The sequence below is a fragment of the Halostagnicola alkaliphila genome (genome assembly GCF_055379965.1).
In genome coordinates this window covers 2,131,495-2,157,493 of record NZ_AP043826.1, presented here as the reverse complement: position 1 = coordinate 2,157,493, position 25,999 = coordinate 2,131,495, and the positions used below count along the sequence as shown (strand labels likewise).

Sequence of the window (25,999 nt, the reverse complement as noted above, 5' to 3'; positions counted from 1 at the left end):
GTTCACGCTGGGTTGGCTCATTAGACATTTAACTGGACCGTCTCACTAGACGTTCACGCCGAGTCGTCCTCGGAGTCGACGGCGTCGTCGATGGCTCCGAGAAGTCGACTCGATCCGCTCTCACCCGAGTGACTCCATGTGATTTTACCGTCTTCATCGAGGACCATCGTCTTGGGAAAACTCACGACATCGTAGTAGTCGGCGGCCTCACCGTCTTCGTCGATACCGATGAGCCAGTCGCCGTCGGTTTCCGTTTTCCACCACTCGGACAGTTCGTCTTCGGTATCCGCCGGTCCTCTCGTCCAGTCGTTGACCGTCAGAAATCGGGCCGAATCCGTCCCTCCTTCGTCGATCGCGTCGGAAATATCGGATATTTGTCCCTCGCTCGTCGGACACTGGGTTCTGGCGAAGTTGACGACGAGAACGGTTCCGTCCTCGGGAATCGAGATCTCCCCGCTCTCGCTCCCGCGGGCGTCGATCGTTCTGATCTCGAACGGTGGACTCGGGTCGGAGCCGTTCTGTTCGTTTCCTTGGCCTTCACCGTCTTGATCCGCATTCGAATCGTCGTCGAGACAGCCGGCGAATGCCGTGAACGCACCCACCGCCACCGACGAGTGAAGAACCCGCCGACGGGTGATACCCGTTTTCGCTTTCCCTCGAGGCTCGAGGGACGTATCGGACCGCTCTCGCGACAGATCTGACGACCGATTCGAATCCATACCAGTTCATTCGTCGCAATTGGAAAAAGACTGCTGGAGGGAGGTGACCGGACAAACTGCTCGTCACCGCTGTTCGGGGCGTCCCGACTCGCTACACTTTCACTCCGATCTCCAAACGCTCATAATCGCGGGTGGCCTTCCGACGACCGATGCGTACTCGAGGCGGCTCGCGCGTGCTCACAGTCTCTCCCGCCGTGCTATCGAACCGGTCCCTCACGGCCTTGCGAGACGCTCGAGCGTACTTCGACCCGGATATCGTTCTGGTCCACGGCCCGGAACGCGCGCCGCAGGCGGACGCTCGAGCCCGACACGCGTTCGACGTTCCGGTCGTCCACCCGCCCCTGATAGACGCCGCCGAACCGATTCGTCATCACGAGCTGGGACCGTGTTCGCTCGTCACCACTCGAGGCGTCAGTGCACTCCCCGACGCCGAACCGGATCTCGTTCAGCTCCTCGGGTCCGGAGACTCCGTCGCCGCCGTCGTCTGTGACGACGTGACGACGACGGTTCGGCCGACGGCGCTCGAGACTGACCTTTCACGTTCGTCCGAACTGGCCACGTCTTTGCCACCCGGCGAGACGACGACCGTCCTGACCGGCGGGCTCGCCGCCGGGTACGACGAGGTCTGGCGACTCGAGGCCGACACCGGCGACGTATTGGCCGTCGGAGCCGACGCCATTCAGTCGACGAAAGCACAAGAAACGGCAACGAAGCCGCTCGACGAAACCCGCGTCGGCGTTCGGCTCGTCGGAATCGGCCCTCGAGAGGGGTACGGAACCGCGAGATCGATTTCGGCAGTGACTCTCGATTCGGCTCTCGAGGACGACGCCGGAGGCTTCGACGGCGGCGTCGCAGGGCGCTCCAACGGAGGTGACTCCGCAACGCCCGGCGTAAGCGGTATCGAGACGCTTTCGGCGGACGCCTTCGGACTCGAGGCCGTCCCCGGAGTCGGCCCGAAAACCGCCCGGAAACTCGAGAAAAGAGGCGTAACGAACAGAGCCGAACTCCTCGAGACGCCGATCGAGACGCTCTCCTCGGTGTCGGGAATCGGGCGCAAAACGGCGGCGCGGATGCACCGGCACGCGAAAGTCCTCGAGTCGGGAGAACCGCGTCGGCTCTCGAACGAATCGCTCCCCGGCGAGGGCTGGCCGAAGCCGCCGCTGTGTCTCGACATCGAAACCGACGGGCTTTCGCCGACGATCATCTGGCAGATCGGCGTCTACGATCCCGCGGTCGACGAGTACCGCGCGTTCGTCGAGCGATCGAATCCGGACGAGCCGGGTCCCGTACTCGAGACCTTTTGCGACTGGCTGTTCGGTGTCCACCCCGATCGGGCGCTCCTGACGTGGAACGGGTGGCGGTTCGATTACCGGCACCTCGAGTCGTTCCTCAATCGGCACGTCCCACGGTACGTCGATTCGTGGGAGTCGGTTCCGAAACTCGATCTCTACGGTTGGGCCGTCGGCGACGAGAACGCGGTGCTTCCCGGTCGGACGAATGCGCTCGAGGACGTCTCGGCGGCGCTCGGGTACGACGGAGCGGGGACCGACCTAGACGGGGCCCGGACCGCGGCGGCCTACCAGCGATTTATGCGAACCGGTGCGGAACTCGAGTGGGACCGCCACGAAGCCTACTGTGAGGACGACTGTCGGGCGCTGTGGCACGTTTACGAGCAGCTACGGGACGCTACGATGGTCGCCGCGGAGTCGAGACCGGAGACGACGAACGCCGGCTCACAAACCGGACTCGGTGATTTTTGATGCTGAATACTCGAACGGACGAACTGTCGAGAACGAGTGATCGAACTGATGAGTAACCGACCCGAGGGAACGGTCGACTCACCCGCCGGCGAACCGATAATCGGCGACGACCTCCTCGCGAGCTTCCCGCGGTATCGAGATCCCGAGGACGTGACCGTTCTCGAACGACCGGGCCGCGAGGCGGAGACGGTGTCGAACGAGGACCTCCTCGAGCCCGAATTGGCTGAACCGCTGGAACACGATTGCTACGTCCACCAGGCCGAGGCCCTCGAGGCGCTCGATCGAGGCGAAAACGTCTGCGTGGCGACGAGTACGTCCTCCGGCAAAACGCGGATCTACGCCCTCCAGATCGCCCGGAACTATCTCGAGGCCAAGCGCAGATCGGCCGAGCACGAACGCGGCGACTCGACGGCCTACGTGTTGTATCCGACGAAAGCCCTCTCGAGGGATCAGGAACGCGAACTAAACGACATCTACGACCGACTGGAACTCGACATCACGGTTCGAGTCTACGACGGAGATACCGAACGCGGAACCGAACGTCGGCAGATCCGCGAGGAGGCGGACGTGATCATCTCGAACTTCGCGGGGGTGAACACCTACCTTCACGACCACGACCGCTGGGCGCGCTTTTTCTCGGCCTGCGACCTCGTCGTTATCGACGAGTCCCACACCTACACCGGCGTCCACGGCATGCACGTCGCCTGGATCCTCCGGCGGCTCAGACGCGTCCTCGGGTACTACGGAACGGCACCCCAATTCGTGATGACCAGCGCGACGATCGGCAATCCGGGCGAGCACTCCGAAGGGCTGATCGACGAGCCGGTGACGGTCGTCGACGAGGACGGCTCGCCGAAGGGGCCCCGCGATATCGTTCTCTGGAACCCGCCACCGAGGGCGCGCGAGGACGGGAACGCCGGTTCCGAAGACGGCGGCGAACGCGCGGACGCCGTTCCGGACGAGGGCGAGGCGTCCGACGCCGTCGAAGGGGTCATAGAGCGCGTCCCAGCGTCCGTCGAGTCGCCGAAACTTCTCTCGCACCTCGCGTACCAGGACGTCCAGACGCTTCTGTTCACACCCTCGAGAAAGCTCGCCGAACTCTCGGTCAAACGAGCGAGCCAGCACCGACGGGATCGGCGTCGACACTATACGGACCCCGACAGGGGAAGCGCCATCGAACCGTACCACGCGGGCCACTCGAGGGTGAAACGCCACGGAACCGAACACCGGCTGAAAAACGGGCTCTTAGACGGCGTCGCGTCGACGAACGCCCTCGAGCTCGGGATCAACGTGGGGGAGATGGATGCGACGGTCCAAATGGGGTATCCCGGCCAGCGCCAGTCGTTCTGGCAACAGATCGGCCGCGCCGGACGGGGAACGGACCGGGCGCTGTCGGTGCTCGTCGCCGAACACCGAACCCTCGATCAGTACGTCGTCTCGAACCCCGAATTCCTGCTCGAGTCCGATGTTGAAGACGCCGTCGCGGATGTCGGCAATGACGCGGTCTTCGCCCAGCATTTGCTCTGTGCGGCCGACGAGCTCGCGATAGACGAACGGGACGCGGGTTCGTTCGCCGACCGCGAGCGACTCGAGCGCGCCCTCGAGATGTGGCGACGAGCGGGAAAGGTGACGGGCGTCCTCGAGACGGGCGTTTCCTACTGCGGCCCGCCTCGTCCCCAGTCGACGATTTCGCTGTACGCGACGCGGGGCGAGGAGTACGAAGTCCGACTCGCGGAGGGCGTCGACGAGAAACACGATCCGGAGATGGAGCCGCTTGCGCGCGAGCGGGTCTACCGGGACTTCCACGAGGGAGCCGTCCGGCTCCACGAAGGTCGTCAGTACGAGGTCTGTGACGTGGTTCACGACGGCCCCAAGCCCCACGTCACGGTGCGGCCGACGGACGTGGATTACTACACGGTGACCCAGAGCGACGTGACGGTCCTCGATGCGACCGCCGAAGAGAGCCGCGACATTGGCGACTTCACGCTCCACTACGGACGCGGCCGGGTACTGGTCTATCACGGAACTTACGACGAAGTCGGGGTCCACGGCGGGAAACGACGAGCGCAGGGCGTGCCGACGGACAACCCGCCGCTGTCGATGGACACGCAACTGTGCTGGCTCGAGGTCCCTCGCGAAGTCGAACGAGCCCTCGTCGAGAAGTATCGCGACTTTTCGGTCCCCGCTCTCGACTCGGAGCTCGCAGAAACCCCTCACCTGGGGTACGCCGCCGGACTCCACGCCGCCGAACACGCGACCATCGGCGTCGCGCCGCTCGAGCTCATGCTCGATAAACGCGATCTGGGTGGGCTCGCCACCCTGACGATCGATTCGCACTTGGACCTCGGTGTCGGCGAGGACGAACCGACGAAAGACGCTAACGATCACCCTCGCTCGACGGGATCCCAAAGAAACGAGCCGGAAACCCTCGCCGCCGCCAGGGCGACGGTTCGGGCGACCGCGGTCGAACTCGAGGCCACTCCCTCGAGTGGCTGGTTCATCTACGACGGTATCGAGGGCGGGCTGGGGTTCTCGCGGGCGATTTACGAGAACTTCGAAGCCGTCGCTCAGCGCGCGCGAGAGCATATCGCCGACTGCGGGTGCGGGCGGATCGACGGCTGTCCCGCCTGCGTGATGGACGAACAGTGTGGAAACGACAACCAGCCGCTACACCGCGGGGCCGCTATCGACGTTCTGGACGCGTTGCTCGAAGCCGAAGACAGGGAAAGGCTCGAGGTATCGGGTTCGGAGGATAGTACAGAGCCGGATGAAGAGACGAGTGCACAAAGCGAGGACAGGCGGCCGCCGCTGTTCTACTCGTAGCGCGGCCGGGTATCGAATTTTGTTCGTTCCCAACAAACGTAGTCGTTCTGTTCGTTCCGGACGGACGTGGGCGGTCCGGTACAAGGCCGATGTGTGAGGTTACAAAACCGCAAGAGTGAGTTACAGAGCCGCAAGCAGTCACAGAGCCCAAGCGAGTCGAACGCCCGCGTGAACGCGGGAAAGCAGGTCAGTCGTCCTTTCGGTCGATCGACATCTCGTCGATAACCGTAATTTCGGTCCCCTTCTCGAGATCCGCCTTGGCTCGATCCGCGTCGCCGAATCCGGCGCTGACGACTCGAGTCAGCGCCTCTTCGACGCTTTCGTCGATCGTCGTGATGCGCTCGGAATCGACCTCGAGAACGAAGCCGGTGGTGATGTTCGGCGACGTGGGTAAGAAGAGCAACACTCGATCGTCTTCGGAGATCTGTCCAGTCTTGAATGCGGTCATCCGAAACCCTTTCCAGGTCTCGAGTTTGACCGGCGTCTGTAGCGATTCGTTCTCGCCAATCGTCGTTTCGGTCGCCGTTTTCGAGGCGTTGTAGACGAGTCGGAGACCGGGAACGCGGTTCGCACCGTAGTCGATCAGGTCCTCGAACAGCGACCCGAGTTTCGTCCGCAAAAACGGGCCGAAGGCGATCATCAGGGCCGCGAGAAGCGTGAGAAACGTGATCACTCGAATTAATCGGGCGAGCTGCGCTCTGGCTGCTTCTCCGATACCGGGAAGAAACGGCTCGAGGAGCTCCGCGTTGATCACCACACCGGGCGTGAGGTTCGCAATGAACGAATACAGGAGATAACAGATGAACAACGTGGCGATGATCGGGCCGAGAACGATGAGTCCGCTGGCGAAGTCTCGCTTCCACGTACTCATAGACTCCTGATCACAGCGCGGTCTACGCAACCGTGTTGTTAGTAGATTGTGATTGTCGTGGAAATCGGGTACCCCGAAAACGGCTCGGTACGGTTTCCGAGAACCGGGCTCGGTCCCGAAATATCCACGTCCGTGGGCATTCCGGGCTCGAGCAAAGAGCAACGCTTACAGGTTCGTGCGTCCGGCTATCGAGCATGCGCGAACACGTGCTGTTGATCGGCGGCGGCGGGCGCGAGCACGCGATCGCTCGCGAACTCGCGGGAAGCGACGTTGAACTGTCCGCCTGCGCGGGGAACAAGAACCCGGGTATCGCGCGGCTCGCATCCGAGTTCGAAACGCTCGAGACGACCGATCCAGATGCGGTCGCAGACTACGCGGAGACGATCGACGCCACGATCGCCGTCGTCGGCCCCGAAGCGCCCCTCGACGCCGGCGTTTCGGACGCGCTCGAGGACGTCGGCGTCTACGCCTTCGGACCGAAGCAGGTCGACGCCAAAATCGAGACGGACAAAGCCTTCCAGCGTCGGTTCATGGCGGAGAACGACGTCCCCGGCTGTCCCGACTTCGAAACGTTCGACGACATGGACGCCGCGTGCGCGTTCATCGACGAGTACGACGGCGACCTCGCCATCAAGCCCGCCGGTCTCACGGGCGGGAAGGGCGTGAAAGTCATCGGCGACCAGGTGACGTCAGAGGAGGGCAAGGAGTACATCCGGGATTCGGACTACGATCGGATCGTCCTCGAGGAACGGCTCATCGGCGAGGAATTCACGATCCAGGCGTTCGTCGCCAACGGCGGGTTCGAGACTGCCCCGGCCGTCCAGGACCACAAACGCGCCTACGAGGGCGACGAAGGGCCGAACACGGGCGGGATGGGATCCTACACCGACGCGACGTTCGAGCTTCCGTTCATGACCGAGGCGGACTACGAGGACGCCGTCGAGATCATCGAAGCCACGGTCGACTCGCTCGAGGACTACCGCGGTATCCTCTACGGCCAGTTCATGCTCACCTCGGAAGGGCCGAAAGTGATCGAGTTCAACGCCCGCTTCGGCGATCCGGAGGCGATGAACACCCTACCCGTCCTCGAGACGGACTTTCTGGACGTTCTCGTGGCCGCTCGAGATGGGGAGGAGCCGCCGTCACTCGAGTTCGCCGAGCGGGCGACGGTCTGTAAATATGCGGTTCCGGAAGGCTACCCAACGAATCCGACAGCGGGTGCGAAAGTGCAGGTTGATGAAGAGAGCGTGGCGCGCGCGGTGGGCGCCACGAAGAACTCGAGCGGTGATGAGCCGCGAGAGAGTGCGGGTAAGGCCTTGCTGTACTACGCGAGCGTAGACGAACGCGAGGACGGCATCTACACGACGACCTCGCGGTCGTTCGCGCTCGTCGGCGTCGCGGACTCGATCAGCGAGGCAGAGGAGATCGCCGAAGACGCGCTGGCAGTCGCCGGCGAGAAGGGACTCCACATGCGCCACGATATCGGCAAACCGGATCTCGTCCAGCAGCGGATCGATCACATCGAGGAGCTTCGGGGCGAGTAGGAACCGCGAAAACGTCGCGATTTGCCTAGTTTTCGCACCGCTGATTTCTGCGCGGCTGGATCTTTTCTGATACTATCAGACAGAACGACGTGAAGATCGGTCGCTCCGTTGCGGCCGTCACCGGTGGAGACGGCCGCGAATTCGTGACCGACTTCGTGTTGACTTCTGGCCGACAGTATGAACGTCGACCAACCAAAATCAGACGGCCAAACCGATTACGAGACGGCTCGAGCTCCTTCTCGGGCTCGAGACAGCGACAGCGGTCGCGGCTGGTTCATCGCGTTCAGAGGACGATACTCTTCTTGCGCATCATCTCGTGAATCGATGCGTCGAGACCTTCGCGTCCGATTCCCGAGTCCTTGTTGCCGCCGAACGGAACGTCTCCAAGGCCGTGGCTCGGAGCGCCGTTGATCCGAACGCCGCCGGCGTCGACGCGCTCTGCAACGTCCATCGCGCGGTTGTAGTCGCTCGTAAACACCGCGGCGTCGAGCGCGAGGTCGGACCCGTTTGCGATCTCGAGCGCCTCCTCGCGGTCGTCGAAGGTCGTCACGACGGCGACCGGACCGAACTGCTCTTCGTCGATGAGACGAGCGTCGTGGGGGACGTTCGCCAGAAGCGTCGGTTCGAAGAACTGGCTGCCGAGTTCGTCCGGAACCCCGTCTGGCGCGTGTCGACTGCCGCCTCGAACGAGGTCCGCACCTTTCTCGACGGCGTCTTCGACGAGCTCCTCGACCCATTCGGCCTGCTCTTCGGAAATGAGCGGGCCGAAGGCGGTGTCCTCGTCGAAGAGGTCTCCCGCCTGCCACGTGCTCATGTTGTAGTCGATCTGTTCGACGAGCTCGTCGTGGGCGTCTTCCTGGACGAGAATCCGAGAGATCGCCGAACACCGCTGTCCGGCGTACTTGAGCGAGCCAGAGGTGCAGGCACCGGCGACCTCCTCGAGTTCGGCGTCGTCGAAGACGATCGCGGGGGCGTTTCCGCCGAGTTCCATGTGGAGATTGACCATCCCGCTTTCGCCCGCGACGTGTTTGCCGGCTCCCGACGAACCGGTCATCGCGATCGCGTTGATGCGGTCGTCGCCCGAGAGAACGTCGCCGATGTCGCTGGCTTCGCCGGGGACGAAGTTGAACGCGCCGTCGGGTATGCCGTCGACATCCGCGATGACGTTTGCGAGGATCGCCGCCGAAATCGGCGTCTTGCTCGCGGGTTTGAGCAAGACGCTATTTCCTGCCGCGAGCGCCGGGGCGACCTGGAGTGCGGTCGTCGCCAGCGGATAGTTGTAGGGCGTGATACAGAGGACGGAGCCAATCGGTTCGTGCTTGACGATCGCTTGCCAGCCCTCGTGACCCTCGGTCGATCCTTCGCGGAACTCTCCTTTGCTCACGATGTTGCGAGCTTCTTCGGCCGCCCGGTCGAATCGCTCCGCGGCCGATCCGACTTCCCCGCGCGCCGAGGAAATCGGCTTTCCGGCTTCGCGAACGATAATTTCGGCGAGTTCCTCCTCGCGATTGCGGAGTCCTTCAGCGATCGCTTCACACCACTTCGCGCGCTCGACGACGGTCGTCTGGCGCATCTCCGGTTTGATTTCGTGTGCCGCTGCCAGTGCAGCGCGGGCTTGTGTCGGGCCTGCTGCGGCGACTTTCGCGAACGTACCGCCGTCGGCGAGGTCGGAGACGGAAAGGGTTTCTCCCGTCTCGAGCCACTCCCCGTCGACGTAGATTCGCTCCGTCCGCTGTGCTGTTCTCGTTGCCATAGGCGCTAGTACGAACTCCACCTTGAAAATATTTACTCAAGGGTGAAAAAACGGTAATCTGTCCGTTACAGTCAGCTACGAGTGGAGCTATGCTGAATCGAAACGACGATCGGCCAACCACTTGCCGTATACAAAGAACATAAGTTTTCGGTAAACAAAGAAAAGTTCATTGCAGGGAAACCTTTAAGGCGAATGCTCGTGTAGTACAAACTGAGATGAGCACCCAAAAGACCGTCCGACAGCAGGCAGATCACGTCGAGGAGAACGAACTTCGCCTTGACCGTGAAAAGGCCGAACAGGTCGTCGACGCGCTGAACACGGAGCTCGCGAACGCGTACGTCCTGTATCACCAGCTCAAGAAACACCACTGGGTCGTCGAGGGTGCGGAATTCCTCGAACTCCACGTCTTCCTCGAGGAAGCCTACGAACACGCCGAAGAAGGCGCAGACCACATCGCAGAGCGCGCCCAGGCTCTCGGCGGCGTGCCAGTTTCGGGCCCGACGAACCTCGAGCAGCGCGCGACCGTCGAGTTCGAAGGTGAGGACGTCTACGACGTCCGGACGATGTTCCAGAACGATCTCGAAATCTACGGCGACATCATCGAATCGATGCGCGACAGCATCGAACTCGCCGAAAACCTCGGCGATTACGCGTCGGCGGAGATCCTCCGCGAAATCCTCGTCGAGGTCGAGGACGACGCCCACCACTTCGAACACTACCTCGAGGACGACACGCTGGTCCTCGAGGAAGCGACCCACTAAGCAGTCGGCTGCACAGTGCGACGGTCGCATCCAGTTTCGGTGTCGAATATTTTCCATCGGAAAACACTGTTATAGTGAGCATTCGAATTTTACACAGCACTTAGCTGCAGCTGTTGGGTCAAGCACGATTTTGAAAGCCCGCAGCGGGCTCGCGGGCGCGATCGGTTTTCTCACTCGCTTTGCTCGCCCCGAACCGCGTCCGCTTCGCCCTTTCAGTCTGCCTGAAGGCGTTCCTGCTCGCTTCGCTGCGCGGGCTGCGACTTCCGAGCCCACACCCGCTTCGCTCGCGTGGACGCCAGGAACAGTTTTCAGCCTGCCTTCCCCGAGGAGCACGGTTCTCGCAATGCTCGAACCGCGCTTCGCGGCTTCGCTGCTCGCCTCAAGGTCCTGCGGACCTCGAAGCTCCGACCGTGGCGCGCGCTGGGGACGCACTCGAGCTTTGCGAGGGTGCGTCGTCCATATTGTGTGAGGGGCGAGTGAGCGGACTGAAAGGAGCGAACGAGTCGGCTGGGGAGGAAGAGGCGCTGTGGGTGGGATTGAAAGGGGCTGGCACGCTCGAGGAAGGCAGGCGACGGTGAGCCGAATGGAATGAGGCGAACGCCGGAAGACGAGCACGGCGAGTCTTCCGAAACAAGCACCGAATGAAGTGAGGCGCGCAGCGAGCCTCCCGACTCGAGCGTGCCGGGGGCTTTCTGAGACTGCAATTGCAATACAGTTCGGCATGAATCTATCCGTGAATAATTCGTACAAGGTCGACAACGAGATACTCGCTGGCTCGAGCATCCACAATGATGGTTCGGGACTCAAAATCCTACTCGAGCAAATCGCCCCGAACCCGACACCCACAGGGGTAGGCGTTGTGGCGATCCGGAACGAGCTGAACGACGGCGGATACCGGGAGTCCACAGTTCGGACACTCGGGACGAGCCGAGAGTCCCTCGTCGGTCGCTCGAACGCCCAGATTCGTCACGACGAGCGAGACGCCACGAACCTCGAGGCGAACTTCGACCGAACGTCCGCCGGAGTCGATCAATCGGGCGAGCGCCTCGGGATCGAACTCGCTGGCGAGCTGGTAGGAATCTCGAGGAACTCCCTGTTTCTCGAGGGTCCGAACGATGTCCACGACCAGGTCATCCGTTGGCGGGGTCATCGCTCAGATTCACCTCCAGGCGCGTGAGCGAGGGCGGCGATTGTTCGACTTCGATTCGTCTGTCGGACGGGATGTTTAAGCCCGCGGAGAAGCAATCCGGACATGGTTGACAAACCCACTCGGGTTTGGAAGCCACGTCTCGGGTGTTGCACCACCCGGGGCATTTCAATACGAACGCCCCCTTGCCGCGGAGTGTGTGGCTTCCATTTGACATTACGCCCTGTATTGTCATATAACTACTGTTTTCGGCGAGGAATAATGTCGCCTCGAAGAGGTTATCTATGTGCGAACTGAACGCAGTCATCCCTCAAACGGCTCTGGGACAAATGAGAGTTCTTCGTCTTCGATGACGACGTAGAGGATTCCAGTCCCTTCCGAGACCTCCCATTTGTAGTTAGCGTCGTGGTCGGCTGTAGTGGCCTCCACGGGATATGTCTCGTTCAGGCTCACTACTCCCGTTTCTCGGGTGTGTGAATTGTCGGATTCCTCGGGAGAGAGTTCGTACTCTTCGGATAGAACGACAGCACTACGTTCATCTGTAATATCGACTTCAATAACTTGCTCAGTGTTAGTTTGATTTCGTATCCAGAGAGTCCCTTCGTCGGGGGTTTCCGGCAACTGCTGGCCCACACATCCTGAAAGTGAGCAAGCACTCCCCACAATTGCTGATACAAGAAGATGACGACGTTCCATGTCCCTATTATAAATCAGCTGACTAAATACTTCGTGGAAGAGCTACTAATCAGCTTCGTGTGATACCCGCACGGCGCGTGTTTAATCTGTGCTTGCCGACCACACCAGACCCTCGAGAATCGAACAGACGCATTCACAGAACGCGGAGGCAAAAGAGACTCGAGACGCCCCAAAATACCTCGAGAACCCATCAACTCATCGCACTCGCTGTTGATGCGACCGGGCACACAACGAACGATGTCCGAGACTTAGGGCTCGAGATCGACGGCCGCATCGCAGGCGATCCAGCCGTCGGTGTTGTTTCGCTCGGTCACGACCAACTTTCCGGGTCGCGGTTCGTGCGCCGAGATGATCGTCGTCGACTCGTCTCGTGGTTCCTCGAGGTCAGTATCCTGTTCCGGGACGGGGGCGTCCATTACGTGGAGTTAGGTGGGCCTAAATCTAAAAAGGTTTTGGTCGGCCTAAGACCAGTTCTCTGAAACGAAATTGGATTCGCGTGGTTCACTTTCAAACGACTGGCTCCCGTCGTCGCACGTATGGAGTACGATATCGTTCAGGGAGACATCGCCGAACAGTCCGCGGACGCGCTGGTCAACGCCGCGGGAACGAGCCTCGAGATGGGGTCCGGCGTCGCGGGCTCGCTGCGCGAGGCCGGCGGCGAAGGACTCAATCAGGAAGCGAAGGAGAACGGCCCGATCGATCTCGGCGAAGCGGCCGTGACCGACGCGTACGATCTCGACGCCGAGTACGTTCTCCACGCGGCTGCGATGCCACATTACGGTGACGGGAAAGCGACCGAGGAGAGCATCCGAGACGCCACGCGAAACGCCCTCGAGACGGCCGACGACCTCGCGTGTCAGTCGCTCGTGCTCCCGGCTCTGGGCTGTGGCGTCGCGGGATTCGATCTCGAGGACGGCGCGAGGATCATCGCGGAAGAACTGGCCGAGTACGATCCAGAGACCCTCGAGGACGTCCGGTTTATCGCCTACAGTGACGAGGAGTACGATGCGATCCGAACCGTGGTCGACGACCGTTCGGACGAGGACGCTCCGAGTCCCGAATCCCACGCCGAAAGCGAGGCGGACCGGTAGGCGAGCGAACCCCGAGAACGGATTCGATACCGACTTAGGACAGCGACAGCCCGCGAATTTCGACGCTGTCGCCGTCTTCTACTCGCCCGATAATTTCCCCGTCCGTCTTTTCGACCAGCGAATCGGCTCGTTCGGACGGGACGGCGACGACGAATCCCGTGCCCATGTTGAACGTGCGGTGCATCTCCTCGTCGGCGACCGCTCCTTTGGTCTGAACGAACTCGAATATTTGCTGTGCCGGAAGCGGCTCGTCGACGACGTAGCGGTTCTCGCCCATCCGAAGGAGGTTCGTCCACCCCCCGCCCGTGATGTGAGCCGCCGCTCGCACGCCGTTTTCGACCATCGGCTCGAGTAAGTCCGTGTAGATCCGCGTCGGCCGAAGGAGTTCCTCGCCGATCGTTACCTCGGGGTCCAGCGGGAACGCGTCGGTGTACTCGTGTTCGCGTGTTACGGCCTCGCGTGCGAGCGTGAGGCCGTTCGAGTGGATCCCGTTCGAGGGAAAACCGACGAGCACGTCGCCGACGGCCGCCTCGCCCTCGAAGATCGCGTCTTTGTCCGCGAGGCCGACGCAGGTGCCCGCCAGATCGAATCCGGAGACGACCTCGGGCATCACCGCAGTTTCGCCGCCCAGAAGAGTGAGGTCGGCCTGCTCGAGGCCGACCGCGAGTCCCTCGCCGATTTCGTTGGTGATCTCGTCGTCGGGTTCGTCGATCGCGAGATAGTCGACGAACGCCGTCGGCTCGACGCCCGCGGCGACGAGGTCGTTGACGTTCATCGCGATACAGTCGATTCCGATCGTCGAGAAGTCCTCGACGGCCTCGGCGACGAGCAACTTCGTTCCGACGCCGTCGGTCGCCAGCGCGAGGTATCGATCGCCGATGTCGATCAGTCCCGCGTACTCCGTCGTCAGGTCGCTGCCGAAGGCCTCGAGCAACGCCGCAGTGGCGTCCTCGCTCGCCTCGATGTCGACGCCCGTTTCGGCGTACGTGAGCCCCTCGGATTTGCCGCCCTCCGAGTCTGAATCGGTTCCGTCCGTCTGGTCGGTCATATCTGAAGGACCTCCCGGACAATCTAAAAGCCCACCGGTCCACAGCGTCGGAACTCGAGTGGTTCGAAAAGTCGGTCAGTCAACTGAGGCGCGAGAACGCAAGCAACGTGATGGAGTCGTCTGCAGCCTCAAGGCAGAACATCATCAGAACCCGATGCCGAATACCATGAGAAATCCGGCCAGCAGGCCCACGCTCACGAGGAACACGGCGGCGAAAACGGGCTTGCTCCAGTTCCAGACGGACTTGCCGTCGAGGGGACCGAACGGGATCATGTTGAACGCGGCCAGAAAGAGGTTGATGAGGACTCCCATGTGTCCGACGATGGAGAGTCCCGGAACGAACAACAGCGGGAAGAACAGGAGCGCCAAACCGTGATTGGTCAACGGCCCGGCGACCGCAATCATCGCGTTCTCGCGTTCGGTGATTTGACCGGCGTGATAGACCGCCCCCGGCGCGGCGAACAGGAACCCAATCAGGGCACTCATAACCGCCAGAAAGAGCATCTGGTAGTCCGCCCGAAACTCGGCAACCTGGCCGTACCGAATCGCGACGACCTTGTGGGCGAGTTCGTGACAGAGGAACCCGACCCCGACGGTTACGAAACTCAACGCGATCATCATGACGAACGTTCCTGTCGTCCCGATACCTCGATGAATCGGGCTCAATATCAGTGCGAATGCGACGCTCAAGACGATCCAGGCGATAGCGAGGTCGATCAACTCCTTGTCGCTAAAGCTCAATTCCGGCTTGGTTCGGTAGCTCATCGATCGCTCACCTCGACAAGGCTCATGCGAAAATCCCCCACAGAAGCTCGAGCGTGTTGCGGGCACCGCGGAGGAGTTCGTCGAACAGCGCGTCGACGCCGCCGATTTCGGGGCCAGCCAGCCACGGCAGAACGACCAGCGGGAACAACAGAGTTGCGATCAGGCTCCCGACATTCGTTAACGCGACGATCATGATGAGCCGGAACAGCGGCACGTCGAACATCTCTTCGACGGCTTCGCCGAGCGGCCGTTCCGTGTCGCCGACGATCTCGTTGAGCATCTGGATGTCGCGAACGTTGACCGGTCGGTGTTTGAGTTCGACGTAGCCGGCGAACCAGCCCGGAGCGAGCAACGGATTGATGCTGGTGAGCCAGGCGACCGAACCGCCGACGCCGGCACTGGTCCAGCGCGCCCCGGCGAGCCGGGCCAGCGTGAACGCGAAGATGCCGTTGAAAAGGAACCAGGCGGCAAAGAGTTGGAGCAGGAAGGTATCCTGAACACCGGCCATGATCAACAGGAAGAAAAAGCCGATGAAGACCGTCATCACGAGATAGCCAAAGAGCTTGACGACCGAAAATCGGCGTCCGGAATCCGTTCCCGTAATCGACTCGAGCGGCGGCAGCGAGTCGGGGTTCTCGAGGTACTTATCGATACCCGCTTTGTGTCCTGCACCGACGACGGCGAGAACGTCGTAGCCCTGATTCGAGAGCGCGTGGAGATTGTGCGCGATGTAGGCGTCGCGTTCGTCGATCAACGCTTCAGCACCGCCGGGGCTAAAGCGTCGGAACTCCTCCATCATCGCGGCGACCACGTCGCCGTCGGTCATCTCCTCGATGTCTATCTCGTCTACGTCTTCGACATCAGCCGTCAGTGCGTCGAGTACGATACCGACGACGCCGCCGACGAGGACACCGAGTCCGAGTCCGGCGATAATACCGATCCCTCCCCGTATCGAATAGGTCCCGACACTTTCGAACGTCGCGGCGGACGCCGGGCCGACGAACGTCTCGGTTGCGACGAGTGCGACGGCGCCGGCGAGTCCGAGCACGATACCGGCGAGAACCCGAATCGAGAAGCCGTTGAGGATTCCGCTCGAGGTGGAACCCGCATTATCCAGCGATGGGAGAAAGAGCAGACCGACCAGTCCGCCGACGAGCGTTCCGCCGCCGACGGCACCGACGTACTGTAAGGTCGCTTGCTCGGTGATTCCGAGCATAAGAAGGTCTCCAAATCCGAAAAACGGGGCGAGAAACGCCGCAAATATGAACCCGAGGAATGCGCCGGCGACGGCACCAAAGGTGATTCCGAGCGTCCGAGGATCCGTTACCCCGAGTGCCAGTCCGCCGACCATTTTGAGCTTCTCCGTAAACGATAATCGAGCCCAGAACCGCTGGATCGTTATCTGAATGTCCCGGTCGACGAGTGCGACACCGTGGTCGTTCGCTTCGGCCGCGTCGATCGCGGCTCGCATATCCGCGCCCGGTTCGATATCGAACTGATCTCCGAGGCGAGACTGGACGTACGAAAGCATCCAATATGCGAGAAACTGAAAGACGGTGTTACCCGAAAGGAGGTCCTCTGCCTCGATATCGTCGGGCGTACCACCTTGCATCTGCCGGTAGCGCCCCTCATCGAGTTCGACGGCGACCATATCGGGAGACTCCTGTTCGATCGTCTCCTCGACTTCGTCGACGCTCGCCTGGGAAACGTGAGCCGTCCCCAGAACTTGGACGGATCCGTTCTCACGTTCGGGCGGATCCGAAGGGTCGGGAACGTCGACGTCACCTGCATCGCTCATTACCGGACCAACTCGGGCCCGACTTTTACCAGTATCGAACCGTGTGAGTCAGGCACGCCCCTCGTGGCGTGTCGAGAGATTGATTGCACTCGTCGGAAAACACCGACCGATGACTGATCTCCTCGAGACCGTGGTGGAAAACCGCGAGATGGTCCAACCCCACCACGCGAACATGCTCGACGTCACCCACGGCGGGAACGTAATGAAGTGGATGGACGAGGTCGGGGCGATGGCGGCGATGCGATTCGCCGGCGAAACCTGCGTGACCGCGCGCGTCGATCGAATGGACTTCGAACGCCCGATCCCGGTGGGGGATACGGCGTTTATCACCGCGTACGTCTACGACGTCGGATCCTCGAGCGTGAAGGTTCGGATCGTCACCGAGCGCGAAGACCTCCGAACGCACGAGCGAGAGAAAACGACCGAATCCTACTTCGTGTACGTGGCTATCGACGAGGACGAAGCGCCGACGTCCGTCCCCGAACTGACGGTCGACACGGAGGAAGGCGAGCGCCTTCGGAAGAAGGCGCTCGCGGGCGAAAACGGCAACTAGTTCGATTCCGACACTGCTCTCACCGAGTCGAAGCCGTTATTACCCTATTTGCAACTCATTGGCTCCGTTAAAATCCGTGGTGAATTACAGATCCAATCGATAGTGTGAGCGGATGCAGACTCATAAAGTCGCAGTTACCTCGGTTTACCGAGCAAGCATTTCACTTCGATGTTCTTCTTGGAGAGAAGGGATATGACGATCGACAGATTCGACAACGGCCCGAGAGAAAGAGATTCGTCCGCTTATCAACCTTCGGACGTTCTCGTCACTTTCACAAAGCGTGGAATGTACGATTGAATTCCGAACGTTACGGGCAACGGAGTCAAAGCGAAACGGTCAATTCTCGACTCAAGCGAAAATACGGTGCGTTTGTGCGTTCACGACGCTGGTGGAAACTGTTTCGTGAGGTTACTCTTGCGTGTGTTGGTCATAACTTTGACCAAGCACTCTAACGATTAATACGGGTCAAGTAGGAAACGGGGCAGCGACCAACTTCACTGATAATTGCCAAGTATGGGTGTCGGGGACAGCGAATATATTCTGCAGTCGATTTTTAAATCAGAACAGTCTCACAATATATACGGGTATGTATCACTCATAGATAGATTTAACAGATTAATTTATAAGGTTGTAGTATGGCCCTCCGTGAACGACGAGATGTATTGCGGGGTATAGGATTGATGCTGCCGATATCAACAACCGGTTGCCTCGGCCTCATAACTCAAGATTCAACCGAAATCGAATATCGAACGTGGAACCCCACAACGGACCGAATAGAAACGGAGGTAACAGAAGATCTTGCGGGGGAACTATTGGACGCTATTGGACGAGAAGAGGAGGCCTGGGTGATTGTCGATATCCTTGTAAAGTCTGGGGAAGTCGAATCCAGGGATTTCTTTCGGGGAACGCAAGTAGATGCAAATGGATATACCGGTTCCATGGTTGGAATTCATGTGCATACTCCGTCTCCAGCAAAAACGATCACATCAACCGACGAAAACTATCAATTGAGGGAAGGATCGAGAGCCGATCTGTATTATCATATCACTCACACCGTAGAACGAGTCGAATGGGTTACGAGCGGCCTTGAGAGCGAATCTAGCAGTATTACTCTCGTAGATCGGACAGCGTAGTATAGTAAGTACTCTTTTCATCCAATCGTTTCGATTCACGTTTCGCTAATAGAAGGACCGTCACACAATACGCAACTCTCAATGACCGGCCGTTTAGCGGAGATACCTGGCCGAAGAAGAGGATTGCAACGAAGCTGACTTACTCTGTTTTCGGACGCCGTTTATCGGCGGCCCGACTCCGGTTTCGCTTCAGGGATTGCGAGACGAGACCGGATTAAGCCAACAACTCCGCGATATCGCCGAGGGACTCGAGAACGTAATCCGGTTCGACAGTCGAATTCTCGAGGTCGCTTCGTTCGGTCACCCCGGTGAGGACGACGGCCGTCGTCATTCCGGCCCGGTTTCCGAGTTCGATATCGGTGTTGAGACGGTCGCCGACCACGAGCGTACGTTCCGGGGGCGTTTCGAGTCGTGAGATCGCGGTTTCGGCCGCAAGCTTCGATGGTTTTCCTAGAATCGCGTCCGGTTCGCGACCGGCGACGGCTTCCATCGCAGCGAGAATGGTCCCCGAGCCGGGGATTTTCCCGTCCTCTGTCGGAATCGTGACGTCGGGATCTGTCCCGTAAAACGGGGTGTCCCCCTCGAGCGCTCGGAGTGATTTCCAAATCGTCCCGTAGGAAAACTCCCGGTCGAACGACCCGAGAACGACATCGCTCTCGTCGGGCTCTTCGGTTACCGAAAGGTCGTGATCCTCGAGAATGGCCCGCAATCGGTCGTCACCGACCAGAAAGATGGACTCGTCCGGGTGATTCGTTTGCAGATATTCGGCCGAAACGAGTGCGGACGTGAGAACCGATTCCGACGCGATGTCAAGCCCGTGTGGTTCGAGTTTCGCTCCGTAATGTGCTGCACCTCTGGTCGGGTTGTTCGAAAAAAGCACCCTGTCGATTCCCTCGTTCTCGAGGGCGCGGAGGCCATCGATCGCACCGGGTATCAACTCCTCGCCGCGCACGATCGTTCCGTCGACGTCGAGAATCGCAGCCTCGAAAGCAGTCATTATCCCGGTGAAGGGGCGTTCGCGGGTTGAGTTTTCGGGTTCCGGTTTCGCGCGTCAGTTCCGTCTCGAGCCGGAAACGCGCGACGCGGACTCGAGGTGGGAATTCTTATCCGGGGACGAACCGAAAGACGAGCTATGGGACTCGAGGTCGAACCGCCGGATCCGCCTGAGTTGTCGTTCGTCGATCCGAACGAGTACGATGATGCGACGATCAGCGCCGGAGAGGACGAAACTGATATCGACTACCGCCGCGAGGAACTACAGGGGTTCCTCGAGGAGGGAGCGTGGGAGGAAGCCTTCGACGAGTGGCTCGAGGACACGGATCTGGACGAACGCGAGTTCGGGATCGCTCGTGACCTCGACCTCTTCGTCGAGTTCGATTTCTTCTGGGACGATTTCGCCGATCGAGTCGGCTATCACGCGCCGGGTATCGCCGAGGACTGGCAGGCGCGCGAGTATCATCCCGAGCTCGATTCGTGGGGAACCGTCTCGTCGATCAACGCGGAGCTCACGGAGTTCGGGCAGATCGTTTCCGTCTTGCTAAAAGAGGAATACATCGACTGGGAAGCCCAGTACGAACCGCCGGAAGACCTTCCCGATTTCGACTGATCGGTTCCCGTTCGCGAGCGCTCGATTCGCGAACGATCGCCCGACGGTTCTCACTCTCGAGTGACGCCGATGTTCAACACCGCACCGTGGCACTTCGGACAGAACCCGATCGAACTCGACGTCGTTTCTCGGTGTCCGCAGGCTCGACACTCGTACGTTCTCCTGTTCTTCCTGTTCTCGTTCGGCGTGTACGGATCTGTATAGACCATACTGTACGAGCGAGTGAGTTGGCCCAAAAGCGTTGTGTGGGTGTACTTCGGTGGACGATTGAACAATAAATTCCGATAATATGGCGTAATATAGTGGACGACCGTCCATAATTTCGATCCGGTCCGCGGTAGGGTCGGTTCGAATTCGGATCGATCGCGACTCGAGTAGTCCTGGGTGTGGAAAGAGTTAACACTAAGCAATAATTACAATGACGTATGTCCCGGCCTATCCAACTCGAGTACGAGTGTCTCAGGTGCGGGCGACGAGAGACGGTTGACGACGCACTTCTCAGTGAGTGTCACCGGTGTGGTGGCGACATGCGAAACGTGGATCCGATCCAAACGTATTGATCGGCGACGAAAAGATGGCTCGAGCGTTCTCAGCGATGAGACGGTATAATGCCAACGCGTTTTCAACAGCCCTCAAGATGTCGTTGGAGCCGAATCCGCTTCCGGTTTGCCAGCCGTAATCGACTCGCCGGTTACGAGGCGGTTCCCCCAGACAGTTTCGGGGACCCGTGTGTTAACCATCAGCCGGAAGTAGTGATCGAACCACGCTGGATTCGCCCACTCCGGAAGCGTCGCTTCGCGCCGTTCGACGAACCGATTCTGAAAGCCCTCCGTTTGCGCTCCCGTATCCGGGTCTCGTGTCGGAACGACGCATCGTTGGCACGGGTTGACGCCGTTGATCGTACTCGAGCCGATTTCGAACGGCACGACCGTTCCCGGTCGATCGTAGAGTCGATCCTCCCAGAACGGTTCGACGCCACTAATCTCGAGGTTCGGTCGGAGCCGCCGACGCATCTCTGCGGCGTCGATGCCCTCGAACCACGATGCGACGGTCTCGATGGTTTCGGTACTGATAACCGTCGGTCCCGATGCGTCGGTATCGTCTGGGTATCCTCCTTCGTCGGCGCGGACGACTTCGACGGTGTAGCCGAAATAGCACGTCAGCCACGAACTGAAATCGTGGCGATCGACTTCCAAGTGAAACGTAAAGCTGTCGTCGGTACCGTGCTCCCGGACTGAAATTGTCTTGCGCTCGAGGTCGTACTCCGCATGCAATCCGTGGACTTGTCGCTCCCGCTTGCCGTTGACGTAGTTTCCGTTCTCGTCGACGATTGCGTAACGACGGTCCCACTCGAGGCCTCCGTTTTCCCGAATCGTCGCCGCTTCTACCGCCGTTCCATCCAGTGATTTGACGGGGTAGACGTGTATTTGCTCGAGTTGAGCCATTGGCTGTACTAATACGATCATCCGTGAAATCAGTACCTATTACCTATGTTCGCTGATCTCGCCTCGAGTCGCGTGAAACGGCCCGCAGGTAGACAACGTTCGTCCGGTTCGCAGGAAGGTCGATGGCTACGACTCCTGCGAACTGGATCGAGCATCCTCTCCGCTCGGATGTGAACGTCTCGATTGCGTGGGAAAAAGATCTTATTTCTGTCTCGAGTAAATCCTCATACTTACCAGTACTATGACTATATATTCTCAAAACAGGATCCGACTAGTTGAACCCATAAATCGGTAACAACTCCCAAATGACAGGTCCAATTAGGGTAGGTTGTGACACACTGCATTCAGAAACCTCCGGGTTTATGCATCAGGAAGTTGGTTGATCATGTATATGTCCGAAACCGGGACGGAGTCCCGTCCGCTGGTCAGACAGCTTCCCGATCCGTCGACGGCGTCGAACGTTCGATACAACCCGTCACTCGAGGAACTGCGCGAACTCGCGGGCCCCGACGAGACGACGACCGAATACGGGTCGCCCTCGTACGTCAGCGAGTTCCGTTCTCGAAGCTCGGACCGGACGAAAAACGCGATCGATAGCGAGTTTTCAGACGACGATTACGACCTGCTCGCCGAAGCCGTCGATATCGCCAGCGAGCGCGAAGTGCTTTGTGTCGACCGACTACTCGGTCGCCATCCCGACGCGACGTTTTGCTGTCGATTATTCGTGCCGGTTGAACACGCTCGAATCGCGCTCGCCTGGGCCAAACTGTTCGAGCCGACCGACGGCCGCGATCCTGATTTCTCGACCGTTCAGCTCCCCGATCACGACGAGCGGGCAATCCGTGTCTTGCCCGACGACGGGTTCACCGCCGTCCTCGGCACCGATTATCTCGGCGAGGCCAAGAAGTCGTTCCTCCGCCTGTTCATGCGCCGAGCCAAAGAACGCGGCGGACTCGGCCTTCACGCCGGGAGCAAGCGCGTTCGCGTCCGCGACGAAGACGACGATCTCCGAATCGTCGGACAGGTCTTCATGGGCCTCTCCGCGACGGGTAAGTCGACCCTAACCTCCCACGGCTGTTGGCTCGAGGACCCCGAAAACGCGGTGATGCTGCAGGACGATGTCTGTGCACTCCTGCCCGACGGATCGGTCGCCGGAAGCGAAGGAGAGGGGCTGTTCATCAAGACGATCGGCCTCGATCCCGACGAACAGCCCGGTCTCTACGAGGCCGCAACTGACGACTCGGCCGTCCTCGAGAACGTCGCCGTCGACGACGACGGAACGGTCGACTTCGACGACCCCCGCTATACGTCCAACTCCCGGGCGGTCGTCCAGCGCGAGGAACTCGAGAGCGCGGACGACGAAATCGACTTAGACCGGATGGATCAGGTCTTTTTCATCACGCGAAATCCGCTGATGCCGCCGGTCGCGAAACTCGACACCGATCAGGCCGCAGTCGCGTTCATGCTCGGCGAATCGATCGAAACGAGCGCCGGTGATCCGTCTCGAGCGGGCGAATCGATCCGCGTCGTCGGAACCAACCCCTTCATCATCGGACCCGAGGGTGAGGAAGGCAACGTCTTCCAGGACCTGATCGAGACGCTCGACGTCGACTGCTACGTGATCAACACGGGCTATCTCGGCAACGAGTCGAAGGATATCGGCGTCACCGAGTCCGTGACCGTCCTCACCGAAGTCGCTCGCGGGACCATCGACTGGACCGACGACGAGCAAACGGGACTGACGATTCCCGAAACCGTTCCGGGGCTCGATATCGAGGAGTACTACGTTCCGGATCACGTCGACGACTACGACGATGCGCTCTCGGAGCTTCGCGCCGACCGTCGTGCGTACCTCGAGGAGTTCGACGAACTTCGCGAGGAAATCGTCGACGCAGTTTACTGACCCGGTCATCTCTTTTCGAGTCGCGCTGCCATCTATCACGAACGTTCGATGATTCGCGCAGTGTTTGCCGAACACAGTCACGATTATATGCGTTGAGTTCTCATAGCCGCTAATGAGCGTCGAACTTCGAACCCCGACCGCCCGCGTCTGCGAGCGGTGTGGTCGCGGCGAACAGTGGGACGAGAACCTCGAGGCCTGGCAGCTCGCAATCGAAGACGGCAAAAAACAGATCGGCAATCCGCACTGTCTCCACGAGTGGGACATCAACGGCGCGTTCAATCCGATCCGCGGAAACTAATTCGATTGCCGGACCCGCCGCCGAACTCGAACCGGATCTCGAACGGCGACGGAGCCACAGCCGAGCTCGAAGCGTGAACGCTTTTCTCTGACTCGAACGTAGTCGGCTATCGTGCCGACAGTCTACATTACGTCGCCGCCGGACGCAGCCGCAGAGATTTCGGAAACGCTACTTGAGGAGCGTCTCGTCGCCTGCGTGAACCAGTTGTCCTCGGAATCCGTTTACCGCTGGAAGGGTGAGGTGCATCGGGACGAGGAGGTAATCTTGCTCGCGAAGACGACCGAGGATGCGTACGACGAGCTCCTCGCCCGCGTTCAGGAACTCCATCCCCACGAGGTGCCCTGCATCGAACGATTCGACGAGGACCACGTTCTCGAGTCGTTTGCGACGTGGCGAGCGGAGAACGTCGACTAGCCGCCAACCGGGCACGCCAGCGCGGAGCGGATCCGTTCCGTTCGAGCCCTGTCAGACAGTCCCAGGATCGGACTGCCCGAAAAAGCAACCCTTAAAACTCGAGCGAGGATTGATTGGGGTATGGCTGGAACCATCGAAGTGCTCGTTCCGGGTGGCCAGGCGAACCCTGGCCCACCGCTCGGTCCCGAGCTCGGACCGACGCCCGTCGACGTACAGGCGGTCGTCAACGACATCAACGAACAGACAGAAGCGTTCGACGGCACCGAAGTACCCGTAACCGTCGAGTACGAGGAGGACGGCTCCTACTCGATCGACGTCGGTGTGCCACCGACGGCCGCGCTCGTCAAAGACGAGGCCGGTTTCGAGACGGGAAGCGGCGAACCGCAGGTCGATTTCGTCGCCGACATCTCCGTCGATCAGGTCAAGACAATCGCAGAGCAGAAACATCCGGACCTGCTCGCTTACGATACGAAAAACGCCGCCAAAGAGGTCGTCGGCACCTGCGCCTCGATGGGCGTCACCATCGAAGGCGACGATGCCCGCGAGTTCAAGGCGAAAGTCGACGACGGCGAGTACGACGACGTCCTCGTCGAATAACTCCCGAGCTCGCGACCGAGCTCCGCGGATTTTCGTTGTTTTCAGTTCGATAGTCGTCTGTGTGTCGGCTCTCGAGTGTTTGGTCAGTCTCTCGAGCGGACACGTTACAGATGCTGGCAAGTTCAGGTGCGTCGATTATTCGTCTCCAACCGGAAGATGAATCCATGAGCGACGAAGACGAGACGGAAATCGAGTACGAAGGGACGCTTTCACGCGAAGACATCGCAACGCACCTCGAGACGTTCGCCGAAAGCTTGCGCGAGTCCGACGGGTTCGACGTCGAAATCGGCGACGATGCCGTTTCGATCGACCCGCCCGATTCGCTCGAGTTCGAGGTCGAACTCGAGGACGAACCGGAAGACGATGGCGTCGAACGCAGTATCGAATTCGAACTCGAGTGGATGCGAACCGAGAACGAAGATCCGCTTCCCGAATCGGAGGAGTTCGAGGAGTAGTTCCGGCGAACCTGACGGACCGACTCGCGAACCGAACGCCGTGGAATAGACTCTCATACCGCCGTGGTCCCGCGAGAGCGCGGTTCGACGGGTTTAAGTTCGTCATGGGACTGTTCTCAAAGGAGACAGGCTTCGCCTGTTTCACTGACCCGTAGGAGCATCCCTGCGTACTACGGAGGTGAACGATGGCAAACTCGGATATTGAAACAGCAGTCGCTCGAGCGCTCGAGGACTCACCGGATCGGAACTTTACCGAAACGGTCGACCTCGCAGTGAACTTGCGCGACCTAGACCTAGACGAACCGTCGAATCGTGTCGACGAGTCCGTCGTCTTGCCGTCCGGAACCGGCCAAGAAACTCAGATTATCGTCATCGCTGAGGGAGAAACTGCAGTCCGCGCCGAAGAAGTCGCGGACGACGTTCTCTCGGGCGACGACGTGGCCGATCTGGACGACGACGAGGCCAAAGACCTCGCAGACAAGACGGACTTCTTCATCGCCGAAGAGGCGATGATGCAAGATATCGCACGGCACCTCGGGACCATCCTCGGTCCGCGAGGGAAGATGCCGGACCCGCTCTCGCACGACCAGGATGTCGTCGAGACCGTCAACAGACTCAAAAACACGGTTCAGATTCGCTCTCGGGACCGACGTACGTTCCACACGCGCGTCGGTGCCGAAGATATGGAAGCAGAGGATATCGCCGACAACGTCGACGTTATCCTTCGCCGACTGCACGCCGACCTCGAAAAGGGTCCACAGAACATCGATTCAGTCTTCCTGAAGACGACGATGGGCCCGTCTGTGGAGGTGGCCTGAG

Annotated in this window: 28 protein-coding genes and 1 pseudogene; 17 read left to right on the top strand and 12 right to left on the bottom strand. The window is 60.2% G+C overall.

What is annotated here, in order from left to right; translation table 11 throughout:
* Positions 1 to 53: 53 nt before the first annotated feature.
* The gene (locus tag ACZ5C7_RS16075; RefSeq protein WP_464377294.1) at positions 54 to 719 is read right to left on the bottom strand and encodes a TlpA family protein disulfide reductase; all 666 of its coding nucleotides are present in this window, start codon (positions 717 to 719) and stop codon (positions 54 to 56) included.
* A gap of 149 nt (positions 720 to 868) precedes the next feature.
* On the opposite strand from ACZ5C7_RS16075, the gene ACZ5C7_RS16070 reads away from it, so the two are divergent.
* Together ACZ5C7_RS16070 and ACZ5C7_RS16065 are read left to right on the top strand one after the other, a co-directional pair.
* A complete protein-coding gene (locus tag ACZ5C7_RS16070) occupies positions 869 to 2,479 on the top strand; it encodes a ribonuclease H-like domain-containing protein (RefSeq protein WP_464377293.1) in 1,611 nt (536 codons plus the stop codon).
* 48 nt (positions 2,480 to 2,527) lie between these two features.
* The gene (locus ACZ5C7_RS16065; protein ID WP_464377292.1) at positions 2,528 to 5,302 is read left to right on the top strand and encodes a DEAD/DEAH box helicase; all 2,775 of its coding nucleotides are present in this window, start codon (positions 2,528 to 2,530) and stop codon (positions 5,300 to 5,302) included.
* A gap of 187 nt (positions 5,303 to 5,489) precedes the next feature.
* Here ACZ5C7_RS16065 and ACZ5C7_RS16060 read toward each other — a convergent pair whose 3' ends face one another.
* Positions 5,490 to 6,173 carry a DUF502 domain-containing protein gene (locus ACZ5C7_RS16060; protein ID WP_464377291.1) on the bottom strand — a complete coding sequence of 228 codons (684 nt, stop codon included), beginning with the start codon at positions 6,171 to 6,173 and terminating at the stop codon, positions 5,490 to 5,492.
* 194 nt (positions 6,174 to 6,367) lie between these two features.
* On the opposite strand from ACZ5C7_RS16060, the gene purD reads away from it, so the two are divergent.
* Positions 6,368 to 7,717 (top strand): phosphoribosylamine--glycine ligase, encoded by a 1,350-nt coding sequence (purD, locus tag ACZ5C7_RS16055; RefSeq protein ID WP_464377290.1) that lies wholly within the window; start codon positions 6,368 to 6,370, stop codon positions 7,715 to 7,717.
* Between the two features lie 283 nt (positions 7,718 to 8,000).
* Here purD and ACZ5C7_RS16050 read toward each other — a convergent pair whose 3' ends face one another.
* Complete coding sequence (locus ACZ5C7_RS16050) at positions 8,001 to 9,470, bottom strand: aldehyde dehydrogenase family protein (RefSeq protein WP_464377289.1); 1,470 nt, start codon at positions 9,468 to 9,470, stop codon at positions 8,001 to 8,003.
* A 215-nt stretch (positions 9,471 to 9,685) separates the two neighbouring features.
* On the opposite strand from ACZ5C7_RS16050, the gene dpsA reads away from it, so the two are divergent.
* Both dpsA and ACZ5C7_RS16040 read left to right on the top strand, forming a co-directional pair.
* Positions 9,686 to 10,231, top strand: a complete 546-nt coding sequence (dpsA, locus tag ACZ5C7_RS16045; RefSeq protein WP_464377288.1) for a DNA starvation/stationary phase protection protein DpsA — start codon at positions 9,686 to 9,688, stop codon at positions 10,229 to 10,231.
* 410 nt (positions 10,232 to 10,641) lie between these two features.
* Positions 10,642 to 10,809 (top strand): hypothetical protein, encoded by a 168-nt coding sequence (locus ACZ5C7_RS16040; protein ID WP_464377287.1) that lies wholly within the window; start codon positions 10,642 to 10,644, stop codon positions 10,807 to 10,809.
* Positions 10,810 to 11,042: 233 nt separating this feature from the next.
* On the opposite strand, the gene ACZ5C7_RS16035 is transcribed toward ACZ5C7_RS16040, so the two are convergent.
* From ACZ5C7_RS16035 to ACZ5C7_RS16025, 3 genes are all read right to left on the bottom strand, one after another.
* Positions 11,043 to 11,381: a hypothetical protein gene (locus ACZ5C7_RS16035; RefSeq protein ID WP_464377286.1), complete on the bottom strand. Its 339-nt coding sequence runs from the start codon at positions 11,379 to 11,381 to the stop codon at positions 11,043 to 11,045.
* A gap of 300 nt (positions 11,382 to 11,681) precedes the next feature.
* Complete coding sequence (locus ACZ5C7_RS16030; protein WP_464377285.1) at positions 11,682 to 12,074, bottom strand: hypothetical protein; 393 nt, start codon at positions 12,072 to 12,074, stop codon at positions 11,682 to 11,684.
* A 248-nt stretch (positions 12,075 to 12,322) separates the two neighbouring features.
* Complete coding sequence (locus ACZ5C7_RS16025; RefSeq protein WP_464377284.1) at positions 12,323 to 12,490, bottom strand: hypothetical protein; 168 nt, start codon at positions 12,488 to 12,490, stop codon at positions 12,323 to 12,325.
* A gap of 120 nt (positions 12,491 to 12,610) precedes the next feature.
* On the opposite strand from ACZ5C7_RS16025, the gene ACZ5C7_RS16020 reads away from it, so the two are divergent.
* A complete protein-coding gene (locus ACZ5C7_RS16020) occupies positions 12,611 to 13,165 on the top strand; it encodes a macro domain-containing protein (protein WP_464377283.1) in 555 nt (184 codons plus the stop codon).
* A 34-nt stretch (positions 13,166 to 13,199) separates the two neighbouring features.
* Here the strand turns inward: ACZ5C7_RS16020 and purM are convergent, their stop codons facing one another.
* The 3 genes from purM to ACZ5C7_RS16005 all read right to left on the bottom strand — a co-directional run bounded on the left by purM (position 13,200) and on the right by ACZ5C7_RS16005 (position 16,776).
* Complete coding sequence (purM, locus tag ACZ5C7_RS16015) at positions 13,200 to 14,213, bottom strand: phosphoribosylformylglycinamidine cyclo-ligase (RefSeq protein WP_464377282.1); 1,014 nt, start codon at positions 14,211 to 14,213, stop codon at positions 13,200 to 13,202.
* Between the two features lie 144 nt (positions 14,214 to 14,357).
* Entirely contained in the window at positions 14,358 to 14,978 is a 621-nt protein-coding gene (locus ACZ5C7_RS16010; RefSeq protein WP_464377281.1) for a zinc metalloprotease, read from the bottom strand.
* Positions 14,979 to 15,000: 22 nt separating this feature from the next.
* On the bottom strand, positions 15,001 to 16,776 hold the full coding sequence (locus ACZ5C7_RS16005; RefSeq protein WP_464377280.1) for a TraB/GumN family protein: 1,776 nt from the start codon (positions 16,774 to 16,776) through the stop codon (positions 15,001 to 15,003).
* Positions 16,777 to 16,885: 109 nt separating this feature from the next.
* On the opposite strand from ACZ5C7_RS16005, the gene ACZ5C7_RS16000 reads away from it, so the two are divergent.
* The 3 genes and pseudogenes from ACZ5C7_RS16000 to ACZ5C7_RS15990 all read left to right on the top strand — a co-directional run bounded on the left by ACZ5C7_RS16000 (position 16,886) and on the right by ACZ5C7_RS15990 (position 18,462).
* Entirely contained in the window at positions 16,886 to 17,329 is a 444-nt protein-coding gene (locus ACZ5C7_RS16000; protein WP_464377279.1) for an acyl-CoA thioesterase, read from the top strand.
* Positions 17,330 to 17,496: 167 nt separating this feature from the next.
* Positions 17,497 to 17,781: pseudogene (locus ACZ5C7_RS15995) on the top strand (IS5/IS1182 family transposase); the annotation flags it as partial.
* A gap of 183 nt (positions 17,782 to 17,964) precedes the next feature.
* The gene (locus tag ACZ5C7_RS15990) at positions 17,965 to 18,462 is read left to right on the top strand and encodes a hypothetical protein (protein WP_464377278.1); all 498 of its coding nucleotides are present in this window, start codon (positions 17,965 to 17,967) and stop codon (positions 18,460 to 18,462) included.
* A 214-nt stretch (positions 18,463 to 18,676) separates the two neighbouring features.
* On the opposite strand, the gene ACZ5C7_RS15985 is transcribed toward ACZ5C7_RS15990, so the two are convergent.
* Positions 18,677 to 19,459, bottom strand: a complete 783-nt coding sequence (locus ACZ5C7_RS15985; RefSeq protein WP_464377277.1) for an HAD-IIA family hydrolase — start codon at positions 19,457 to 19,459, stop codon at positions 18,677 to 18,679.
* Positions 19,460 to 19,594: 135 nt separating this feature from the next.
* Here ACZ5C7_RS15985 and ACZ5C7_RS15980 point away from each other — a divergent pair, with 135 nt between their 5' ends.
* A complete protein-coding gene (locus tag ACZ5C7_RS15980) occupies positions 19,595 to 20,068 on the top strand; it encodes a hypothetical protein (protein ID WP_464377276.1) in 474 nt (157 codons plus the stop codon).
* A gap of 50 nt (positions 20,069 to 20,118) precedes the next feature.
* On the opposite strand, the gene ACZ5C7_RS15975 is transcribed toward ACZ5C7_RS15980, so the two are convergent.
* A complete protein-coding gene (locus tag ACZ5C7_RS15975; protein WP_464377275.1) occupies positions 20,119 to 20,277 on the bottom strand; it encodes a rubrerythrin-like domain-containing protein in 159 nt (52 codons plus the stop codon).
* Between the two features lie 216 nt (positions 20,278 to 20,493).
* Between ACZ5C7_RS15975 and ACZ5C7_RS15970 the strand changes: the two genes are divergently transcribed.
* Positions 20,494 to 20,628 carry a rubrerythrin-like domain-containing protein gene (locus tag ACZ5C7_RS15970; RefSeq protein ID WP_464377274.1) on the top strand — a complete coding sequence of 45 codons (135 nt, stop codon included), beginning with the start codon at positions 20,494 to 20,496 and terminating at the stop codon, positions 20,626 to 20,628.
* 72 nt (positions 20,629 to 20,700) lie between these two features.
* Here ACZ5C7_RS15970 and ACZ5C7_RS15965 read toward each other — a convergent pair whose 3' ends face one another.
* Positions 20,701 to 21,513 carry an MOSC domain-containing protein gene (locus tag ACZ5C7_RS15965; protein ID WP_464377273.1) on the bottom strand — a complete coding sequence of 271 codons (813 nt, stop codon included), beginning with the start codon at positions 21,511 to 21,513 and terminating at the stop codon, positions 20,701 to 20,703.
* Positions 21,514 to 21,904: 391 nt separating this feature from the next.
* Between ACZ5C7_RS15965 and ACZ5C7_RS15960 the strand changes: the two genes are divergently transcribed.
* From ACZ5C7_RS15960 to ACZ5C7_RS15935, 6 genes are all read left to right on the top strand, one after another.
* On the top strand, positions 21,905 to 23,416 hold the full coding sequence (locus ACZ5C7_RS15960; RefSeq protein ID WP_464377272.1) for a phosphoenolpyruvate carboxykinase (ATP): 1,512 nt from the start codon (positions 21,905 to 21,907) through the stop codon (positions 23,414 to 23,416).
* A 112-nt stretch (positions 23,417 to 23,528) separates the two neighbouring features.
* Complete coding sequence (locus ACZ5C7_RS15955) at positions 23,529 to 23,714, top strand: HEWD family protein (RefSeq protein WP_464377271.1); 186 nt, start codon at positions 23,529 to 23,531, stop codon at positions 23,712 to 23,714.
* A 111-nt stretch (positions 23,715 to 23,825) separates the two neighbouring features.
* Positions 23,826 to 24,128 carry a divalent-cation tolerance protein CutA gene (gene cutA, locus ACZ5C7_RS15950; protein ID WP_464377270.1) on the top strand — a complete coding sequence of 101 codons (303 nt, stop codon included), beginning with the start codon at positions 23,826 to 23,828 and terminating at the stop codon, positions 24,126 to 24,128.
* 120 nt (positions 24,129 to 24,248) lie between these two features.
* Positions 24,249 to 24,725 carry a 50S ribosomal protein L11 gene (locus tag ACZ5C7_RS15945; RefSeq protein WP_283837455.1) on the top strand — a complete coding sequence of 159 codons (477 nt, stop codon included), beginning with the start codon at positions 24,249 to 24,251 and terminating at the stop codon, positions 24,723 to 24,725.
* 164 nt (positions 24,726 to 24,889) lie between these two features.
* A complete protein-coding gene (locus ACZ5C7_RS15940; RefSeq protein WP_464377269.1) occupies positions 24,890 to 25,180 on the top strand; it encodes an amphi-Trp domain-containing protein in 291 nt (96 codons plus the stop codon).
* A gap of 185 nt (positions 25,181 to 25,365) precedes the next feature.
* On the top strand, positions 25,366 to 25,998 hold the full coding sequence (locus tag ACZ5C7_RS15935) for a 50S ribosomal protein L1 (protein WP_464377268.1): 633 nt from the start codon (positions 25,366 to 25,368) through the stop codon (positions 25,996 to 25,998).
* Position 25,999: the final 1 nt, after the last annotated feature.